At 36.7% G+C, this 9501-nt stretch carries 6 protein-coding genes; all 6 read right to left on the bottom strand.

The window, feature by feature from the left end; translation table 11 throughout:
* The coding region (locus DEU40_RS22340) for a hypothetical protein (protein ID WP_181397937.1) at positions 1-285 on the bottom strand (285 nt) is incomplete at its 3' end.
* A 97-nt stretch (positions 286-382) separates the two neighbouring features.
* Positions 383-808, bottom strand: coding sequence for a hypothetical protein (locus DEU40_RS06310; RefSeq protein ID WP_110009053.1), 426 nt, complete (start codon positions 806-808; stop codon positions 383-385).
* A 6-nt stretch (positions 809-814) separates the two neighbouring features.
* Positions 815-3349, bottom strand: coding sequence for a hypothetical protein (locus DEU40_RS06305; RefSeq protein ID WP_110009052.1), 2535 nt, complete (start codon positions 3347-3349; stop codon positions 815-817).
* Between the two features lie 57 nt (positions 3350-3406).
* Entirely contained in the window at positions 3407-3886 is a 480-nt protein-coding gene (locus tag DEU40_RS06300) for a hypothetical protein (protein ID WP_110009051.1), read from the bottom strand.
* 11 nt (positions 3887-3897) lie between these two features.
* Positions 3898-5460 carry a hypothetical protein gene (locus DEU40_RS06295; RefSeq protein WP_110009050.1) on the bottom strand — a complete coding sequence of 521 codons (1563 nt, stop codon included), beginning with the start codon at positions 5458-5460 and terminating at the stop codon, positions 3898-3900.
* A gap of 30 nt (positions 5461-5490) precedes the next feature.
* A complete protein-coding gene (locus tag DEU40_RS06290) occupies positions 5491-9417 on the bottom strand; it encodes a hypothetical protein (RefSeq protein ID WP_146207831.1) in 3927 nt (1308 codons plus the stop codon).
* Between the last annotated feature and the right edge of the window lie 84 nt (positions 9418-9501).

The raw sequence follows: 9501 nt of genomic DNA, 5'->3' as shown, positions 1-9501 counted from the left end.
ACTATAGCTTACTTTTCTTATATCTTGCAAAACTTTCTGGTAAGCTCTATCATACCGACTTCCTTGGGCAATAATCTCACCTTTATAAACTAAAGCAAACTTTCTGTTACTACTGATCGCACCTATCACATCAGGATTAATACCATTGCTTTTATTAATACTCTCCATAATTGCAGCTGCATCAAGCTCCAGAAAGAACGCTCCATTCTGTATCAAAGCATCACATTCCGATGTTTTTGAAATGAACCCTGCGCTTGGGATTACCCATTCTGTTGGAGTAAACATACGAAGATCTTTCCTTTGAAAAACGCCGCAGTTCAAATCCAAAATAGTAAACAGTATAAAAATGAATAATCCGCTCAATTGATTGAGCGGATTATTCCTAGTCTTCACTTGTAATACTTAAATAAATAGGTTTATTTTCTTCCAAACATTCTTCACATATTTTGTATGCTCTAAAAAAAATATTTATCCAATTATCCTGAGGGTTTTTACCCAAAGGAGTAAAATTTATACCTATAATTTTACCCGAAAATTCGATTTTTGTTCTTACATCCGGTTCAGGAATTCTTGTTGATAACAATTCTTTGATTTTATCCTCAAGAATTATTTTTAATTTTTCTGTTTCTTCCTTGTTTAAAGGTTCATCTTTAAAAGGAATTTTTGATAATTTTTCTTTAAACAAATCTAAAGCCAAGCCTTCCGCAAAAGCGAAATTACGCCATGATGCGCCTTTATATTCATCATTTCTTGTCCATTCATCTATTGTTTTATCACTTTTGATAGTGTTATGTATATTAATTCGCATAAATAATTATTTTAAAAAGTTAAGTTCCACATAATTTCTAGTTATTTTCTCATCGTCCAAAATCCTTATTCTAGTAAATCCAAATTTCTTGGCTTGTTTTCCCGCAAATGTTGAAAAAGCAGCCTGTTCTATACTCATACCAGCATCTCTTGCTTTCCAAAACTGATCCAAATTGATGGATTGTCCACCATAATCAGTATAAATATCCGCCTTGATCCAAACGCTTACAGTTCCATCTACTTTCCCATACTTTTTTGCATTTAAAAAATACTTTAAACCGTCCTCATAGACAATCTGCCCTAATGCAGCATATTTATCTGTAACTTCTTTTGGAATATTCAGATCACCATATAACAAATGTTCTCCTTCTTCTATTGGTAAACCTCTTAATCTATATTTATCACCCAAAAGTTTAATGGTACTTTTAATATCAATTTCTTTACCTCTGTATATTAATTTATAAAAAAGCTCATTTCTATTCGGTGATCTTGTAAGCTGCCCAATATTATTACCGAATTCATCAAACAAGTTAAACAACATTTTAACTCCTTTTTCTGGTGCTTTTCCTAAAAGTGAAGCATCTTCTACAGATACAATTCTTCTTCGGTTGACAATGGTTTCTAAATATTCCCCAACTTTCTCTGAGCTATAGCTTACTTTTCTTATATCTTGCAAAACTTTCTGGTAAGCTCTATCATACCGACTTCCTTGGGCAATAATCTCACCTTTATAAACTAAAGCAAATCTTCTGTTGCTGCTTATTGAGCCGATGGCATCAGGATTAACACCTCCTTTTTTTGCAATACTCTCCATAATAGCAGCTGCATCGAGCTCCATAAAGAATGCTCCGTTTTGTATCAAAGCATCACATTCCGATGTTTTTGAAATGAACCCTGCGCTTGGGATTACCCATTCTGTTGGAGTAAACATACGGAGATCTTTCCTTTGATAAACTCCGCTGTTCAAATCCAAAAATACGGAAATTGCACTTGCACGCAACCCCTGTCTCACATTTTCTGCCACATTCACAGATGCTTTCAATAAGCTTAAGCAACTTCTGTAAAAAGCGACAGTAAGCTGTGCTAAACCAACAGCAAGCTGTGGTACTGCTACAGCAGATCCCAATACGTTATAAATAAGATCCCATTGCCGCAGAAACTCACCTCCTCCGGGAAGCTTGGCAATTTCTGCCCGGAATGCCTGTATGGTAAGATCCGGTAATGCCAAACTAAGATCTGCCGCCGCTGCTAATAAGAGATACGGGTTTCCGGATAATGCTAATGTTCCGATTCCAAAAACGACTCCTACCATATCGGCCACAATCCGGATCGTTTCATTAATATCTTCCCACTTTTCTGCATCAGCCAGCGCTTTTACATAAATAGCCGGAACCATCATGATAGAACCTTCCTGTTCCGCTCCTTCATTGGTTTCTGATGTCTGTTGTTTTATAAAATAAACCATTTCAAGAGGATAAAATTCAGCTCCTTCATCCAGATCTTCTGTTACCTGTTCTGTTGCATTAGGATCTCCTTCTTTAGGTACAATGAAAACTCTTTTTGTCACTTCTTTCTGCTGCTGAAGAAAAAAAGTTTTTTCATCTGATTTTCCAAAACCTAATATGTCTCCTGCCAGCCCAAAGACTTCTGTATTTACTTTATACTCATTTCCTATTTTGAAAGTAGGGGCTCCTGCCTTCGGACGACTGTAAGAAAACAGGCAATACTCCATCAGAATGGTAGCAAAAATGATACGATTAGATTTCATTTCTCCATTGAACTCACTTGCTCCATCCAGGTTGAAATAAATTCTGTTACAGAGTTCAGGGGTTTTTCTGAACTTATTTAGTAAAAAAATATGATCAGGAAATGCTTTCAAGACATTGACTAAAGCGGAACTTCCATCCTTCCATCCGCTGAAAATTCCGGTATCATCAAGTTTTGTTAAGGCAAGCAGATGCCCGAATAACGTTTCATTTTCAAGAGCCATTCCCCGAAGAACAAACTCAGGAGTATTGGTATAAAGGAATTTAAGCTCCTCTGCACTCTTTGCTTTAAGAAAACTTGATTTAAAGATTTCTGTGAAGTAGTTTTTGTATTCAGAATAATTTTCAAAATCATCAAATCCTACATGCATGACCAATCTCCTGAATTCCTCATAGGAAAAGGTTTCCAGTATGATAGCTTTCTTTCTCCTAAGTTCTTCCCGGTCGGCATCTCTGTGAAAGAAGTAAATAAGCTGGCAGGAGATCTTCTCTTGTGCAGCATTAATCACAAATTTGATTTCACACTCTGGTTGTGCCAGGTCAACAATCTCAGCATTCTTATTGAGATATGTTTTTAAGTATATAATGTTCTCTTTATCATCCTTAATGTATTTTTCTTCGGCAGTTCCATCATAATCATTGATGTTATAATTCAGCATAAACCGCTGATTAAACTGATTACTGTATTTTAATTTATTACATAACAGCTGTTTTCTTATATAATCATCAGTACGCCATTCTTTACTGATAATTTCTCTAAGCTCAAGTGTTTCCATAATTTTTCTTTTTTGAAAAAGGCAGAGCTTTAAGGCCCTGCCAGTAATTAATAATTCTTAAGAAAGTGCATCTAGGTTCTCTTTGTGTTTTTCCACAAATTCATCCAGATAGGAAGCCAGAAGTTCTGTAAAACCAGCTTTATTGTTTTTCAACAGCCAAAGCATATACTGATAGCTTGGTACTTTTACCAGATCGGTATTCATATTACCTTCGGGTTCTGCAACAGCAAGCTCTATAAGATGATTGTCTCCGTCACGAAGGTAACTCCACGTATCTTTATAGATTACCCATTCCGGAGAAGGAAGTGAAATATTAATTTCTTCTCCTGTTTCCTTGTCTTTCAGTATCTGCTTATATCTGAAACTGATGAACTGTTGTTCAGATTTAGCATCAATATCCAATACACGAATACTTCTTTGAAATTGTGGAAGCTTCGGATGCTCCTGAAGTAGAAGTTCTGCAAGGCTTAATGAAATATTCTCTACATTATTAAGGATTTCTTTAATGTTTTCGGGTATAATTAAATGTTCGTTCATAATTTTTGTTTTTAAAATTTGTATAAATTGATAATATTTAACGATGTTGTTGCATTTCCTCCCATATTGTTGACGGCCATATTCAGGCTGTATTCAACGTCAGGAACAGAAATAATGGCCAGTGATGTAACTCCCCTTGCTGTCATAGAAACAGTCATAGAGGTTCCGTTTTTAACAATAATAACATTGATGGTCTCATTGGTTCCGGTAGTCCCTGCACTAACAGCGCCCACTACTGTATTATTAAGATAATGAACTCTGTATCCTAAACTGTTTCCCAGTGTTCCTACTGTTTTCAAACGGGTAATTGTCTGATCCAATAATTCTACATTCGATGCATTATTCATCAGTCCTACATATTGTGTTTTTGAGGTCATATTAGCTGCATGCTGATAATTGACAGAAAATTCCAGATAAAAATTTTCTCCGGCATTATTAAGCTTTGAAGATTTAAGTGCGGCTACGATAGTAGGATCATCCGTACTGTAAGCTTTTACAGCAGAGTTACTTTGATAAATAGCTGATCCTCCGCTACCAAATGTGTCGGGATTAGATGCATCATTATAAATCTTTTTGGTCCATGTCAATGCTGATACATCTGCAATCTGTAGATTCTGCACTACTGAAACTGTAAGGGGTGTCACATAATAAGCGACTCCATTCCATAGTCTTATCTTATACTGTCCAATGGGTAAATCCTTAAAGTTGTAATAGAATGTCAGGTCTAATCCATTGGTATATAATTGTACCTGTGAATTAGGAACAGTCGCTAATTTCGTAGAGCCGCTTTCATCCATGATATCTATGGAGAAAGATGTGGGAGGGAGGTTAAGGTTGGCTCCTCTTAAGCTGATCCAGTAGTTTTTATTCTGCTTATCTACAACAGGAGGAGTGATAACAGCAACACTCATAGTATTAGTAGTCCATCCTCCGTTCATTGCTGTTTTCCAGGCTGTTTTCTCTGCTTCGGAGAGAGTGCCCGGCAAGCTTAAGAACGGCTGCTTTCCATTTGTTTTACCTACACGTCCTGAAGAGTTCTGAGATAAGAAAGTACTAAAGGTAGCATCATTGGACACATCATTCAAGCCTGTGATCGAATAATAAAGTCCTGAAGTATCTAACGTCCAGTTGGCTCCTAATTTCAGTCCTGCTCCCACAACAGATGTAAGTGATGAATTGGCTATATTTTTTCCCAGATCACCGGCGGGAAGTTTGGCAACACTTCCGTTATCATTCATTCCTATGATTTTAGGATAATCCTGCGCATTTCCATCTGTCAGAGGAATTTCTAATTTTTTAGCTAATTTCTCTTGTGTCTTGATATTATATTGAGCCTGACTTGCCATTCCTTCTGCTACAAGATCCGCATTTGAAATACTGATATGACTATCAGCTAATTCCAGGGGAATGGTTCCATCAACAACGGCATGCGTTTTTAAATCTCCGTTTTCATCAACAGCATAATCTGTGTAAGTGGGAGAACCTACTGCTGCTACCTGATAGATCGCATTCGCTTCCCTTTCCCCAATGGGAGGCAATTCATTGACACGTATAATTTTTCCTATAATTGGCATTTTTTTTAATTTTTAAGGTTAATAATTATGTTATTTCCAGTCTCCCAAAATAACTTTCTGTCCTTCCAGCGATTCTACTCCAAGAAGATTGTCATTGGGTTCAAAATTGGTTCCGCAGATTTCTCCCAGTTCATCATCAAACTTCACTCCTGGTTCACAGTTGCAAGGCAGGGCTTTTTTAACTATTAGCCCAATAGATCCTGCCTGAAGAATGGTAAGGGAAGTAGGAATTTTCTCTCTCCATGGCTCTCCTTCTTTTGTCGCTTTTGGTGAGCGTAATTCATCCACAATGGATAAGAATAAAGGATCATCAATGACAGGAACTTCACCTCCGTTCCAGATTTGTCCTGTAGCCAGGAAATGTCTCACTGCTTCTTCAAATCCTGGTCTTACCGTAACAATAACCCTTGCCATCCCTGACTGCATAAATGCTCTGAACGTAGGATCATTATCATCAAACTGATATAAATCTGCCCATGATTTTCTTTCACCCCAATAATAGGGGTAGAAATAATAACTCATGATTTCCCATTCAAACGCCTGCTCCATAAATTTGATAAATGCAGCATATTGATCCAGTTTTTCATCCACCTTAATGTCTGTATTCTGAAAAGTTTCTGTAGAAGCATTATCATTGGTATAATATCTTTTTTTACCGAAAGTGAGTAATGCATCAGGATTCTGATTCAGCATATAGGAAATACAGTTTCTTCTTAAAATGGTATTTTCAATTTTTCTGTAGAATCCCGGATTAGATCCTTTGATCTGAGCTCCTACAGCTTTTGCATCTGCCAAGGCAGCTTCATACTTGCTCAACTCCACTTTATAGGCTTCAATAATTTTATTGAATGCCTTCTGCAGCCAGCCATTTTTATATTCTTCCTGCAATACACATTTGATATTAACCGTTGCATGGAAATAATGGGCATTTGTTGTCGCAATAGTAATAGGAACCTCCCTTACAAATTTTAAGAATGCATTAGACGAACTATCTCCTCCTACCAATAAACTTACTCCACTTGCCCAGCCATTGTAGCCTGGGAATGAATTATTGCTTTTAACAACATAAGATTCAGTGATATAATGTTCCGGGATCGCAATAAGGTCAGATTTTGAAGAGGCTTGTTTTGATTCAGTGGATGAGTAATCAATGGATTTTCCTACATACACAACTGGTTCCAGTCTTTCATCAACTTCAACATTGTAATAACCCAGCCAATATTTTAGTTTTGTGGAATCTGCCAGAGCACTCCAGTCTTTGATCTGCATCCCGGCAGATTCTCTCGGATCAATAGGCTTTACCAATTGATTTTCAACAACATTACTTACCTTCATTCCTAATGAATGTAATTTGGCAGGTTCCGGAATCATAAACTCAAACATCATTCTCTTTCCATAGTTAAAGATCTGGTTTTTGACTACTTTATCCACCCAGCGATATACCCCTACGACATGGTTGCTGCCTTTGGTGTTATCAAAACCATGTTTGTTGTTTTCCTCATATTCCTCAAGGATTTTATCAATTCGTTCTTCTTTCACCTTGGTAACAATCCTTTCCAGGGCTCTGGCGGTAACATCTTTAGCCTCGGTAACGGCCTGTCTGTTACTTTCTTCTTTGGAACTATGAGTAGCATAGTTAGCAGCGGTATTTAACATATACCTTGGAGAAGCACTTCCTCCCCATGATGCATTAAACCCTGCCTGTGCTGCAAAATCCTTAGATTCCTGAAGGACTTTAGAAATTTCGCTTTGCATCTCATTTCTTTCCGTGGAAGTAGTATCCGTCAATTTTTCTTTTTCAGATTCTGTAGATTTGGTAGTTTGGGATTCACTTCTTTTTAATCTTCGCGAAGATTTTTCTCTATATTCCCTTGCCATAATATTTTCGATGTGTGAAACATCTCCTTCTACATAACAGTAAGTACTTTGTTCTACCTTTCGGTAATCCGCAATACCAATATTTTTCATTCCAAACCCTGATGGGATGAATGGCTGATCATCCTCAGGTGTAGTCGGGGTATCTTTACTTTTCAGACAAACGCTTCCTTCACCTGTCAGATTATAGGTTTTTGTTACCGAATCTATTCCTCCTGCGGTATATATTGTCATAGGAATTTTGCAAGCATATACTTTTCCGTCGTCAAGGGTAAGCTCCGCTTCAAGCTGGCAGCCATTCTTTATAGCATCTGTAATTTGTAATTGAGGCAAAACACCATCGCTAAACAGGGATAAGTAATCTCCCCCACCGGCAACTTGTAATTGATTTGAGGTTTGAACTACATTCCCATTATTATCCAATATTTTGATTATTCCTGAAGCTGATGAAAATAACGATGTAGTCTCTTTAGGTGTCATACTTAGCAACCATCTGTCCGAATAGTTCTGAAAAGATCTGGTTCTTAACAAAACAGGCAGACAGTTACTTGCCCCTCCATCACCTCCGGTACTTTTATTTTTTAATGTAAATGTTCCTGGTCCTTCAAATCTGTACATTCTGTTTGCCGTCCACAATAACTTCGCTTTCATCGTATAGGCAAGTCCATCATTAAGAATAACTTCTCCTTCCAATAGCAAAACTTCATTTTTATCTATAATAGCAGCGGGAATTTTTTCCGGAGTATTGAATAAAGATGTTACGTTGGGAGCATCAAATGTATAAGCCAGGGTTCCACCTGCTAAAAGTTGATCATCATATGACTTTATATTGTAATTTCCACTTACAATATGCTTAGGAGCATTGATATCAGTTGTTAGAATCATGGTATGATCCCCCAATCCCATATTACCACTCATTGTTCTTGCAAAAAAAGGAATCTCCTGAGTATTTACAGATTGCGTTACAGGAATAACAACACCTCCTACTGTTGTAGAAACCTGTGGAGTAAGATTTGTATTATTTAATATCGTTTGCTGCAGCTGCTGGCTGTTTTGTTCAATGGTCTGAAAAAGCTCTGTAAAGGTTGAAACATCATTTAATGAGTTTGATGTCCCAAAAATTCGTTGTAAAGATTCGTTATTTTCTTGGCTTAATTTTCTTTGCAGATCATCTGCCTGAATTTCAGGACGAAAGTTAAATGTAAAAGTCTTTACTTCCGGAACCGGAATATATTTTAAACTTGATAGTCCTTCACGATTATCTGCTGCCAGGAAAATTTCTTTCTGATATTCCTGTTCTTTGACAAGAGCATCATATCTGGACTGCTCAGGTCTTACCTCTTCTTGATATTGTTTGTATGCAATATCATAAGCCGCTCCGTATTCTTTTTGATAATTCTTCTCAAGCTGTTCTAAAGTTCTTTTAAGCTCCTCATTTCCTTTTAAGTTTACTGTAGCTTCTGCAAACTTCAAGGCACTATCACTCAAAGGATAACTTTGCATACTCCCCTCTCTTGAAACAGCTGTATTTGAAGAAGCAGTCTTAGCACTAAAAAGCTCCTTAGGAAGAACAACTTTGGCTTTAATAACATCTTCATACTGCGTTTGAGTAGTTCCATCATAATTGGAAAGAATATGATCCAGATGTAAAAATTGCATTAAAGTTTCCTTTGCGTAAAAATCTTTTTGAGTGACCACCTGATAAATAAGATTATCCCAAATGTTAGAGTCAATTTCAACGATAGGTTTTGGAGTTTCTTTATAAGTTTTGATTTTAGCATCAAACTCCTCTTTGGTTGCTTTTGCTTTATTCTTTGCAACCCAAACTGACAATTCATAAAATTGTACACTTTTAGCTTTTAATGATGCTTCTGTTTCTATGGTTAACCCTGTGATCTTTTCACAGACGTTTTTCAAAGATTCCCCAGCTTCTACTCGTGGATCAATTACTCCCCTTTGTCTTAGATAGTTTCTGAAAATAAATCTTTTCTCCCTATTCTTTGGATCAGACAATTCTGCGCTGCGCATCGTCGCAAATCTGAATAAAGTTTGTGAGCTATTATTTTGATTAATTGCTTCCATTTTTTAATTTTGTTTTGGTTTTTATAAAGGTTGAGATCTGAAGCTCTTTTTAGTAGAATGTCTTCAGGTTTTAGCCTTATTTTT

It is taken from the genome of Chryseobacterium sp. AG844 (assembly GCF_003182335.1).
GTDB classification, from domain to species: Bacteria; Bacteroidota; Bacteroidia; order Flavobacteriales; family Weeksellaceae; genus Chryseobacterium; species Chryseobacterium cupriresistens.
This window is presented reverse-complemented; position numbering and strand designations above follow the sequence as displayed.

Coding starts and splice junctions, on each gene's coding strand:
- DEU40_RS06310 (WP_110009053.1), bottom strand. CDS start 808: ATGCGAATTAATATACATAACACTATCAAAAGTGATAAAACAATAGAT.
- DEU40_RS06305 (WP_110009052.1), bottom strand. CDS start 3,349: ATGGAAACACTTGAGCTTAGAGAAATTATCAGTAAAGAATGGCGTACT.
- DEU40_RS06300 (WP_110009051.1), bottom strand. CDS start 3,886: ATGAACGAACATTTAATTATACCCGAAAACATTAAAGAAATCCTTAAT.
- DEU40_RS06295 (WP_110009050.1), bottom strand. CDS start 5,460: ATGCCAATTATAGGAAAAATTATACGTGTCAATGAATTGCCTCCCATT.
- DEU40_RS06290 (WP_146207831.1), bottom strand. CDS start 9,417: ATGGAAGCAATTAATCAAAATAATAGCTCACAAACTTTATTCAGATTT.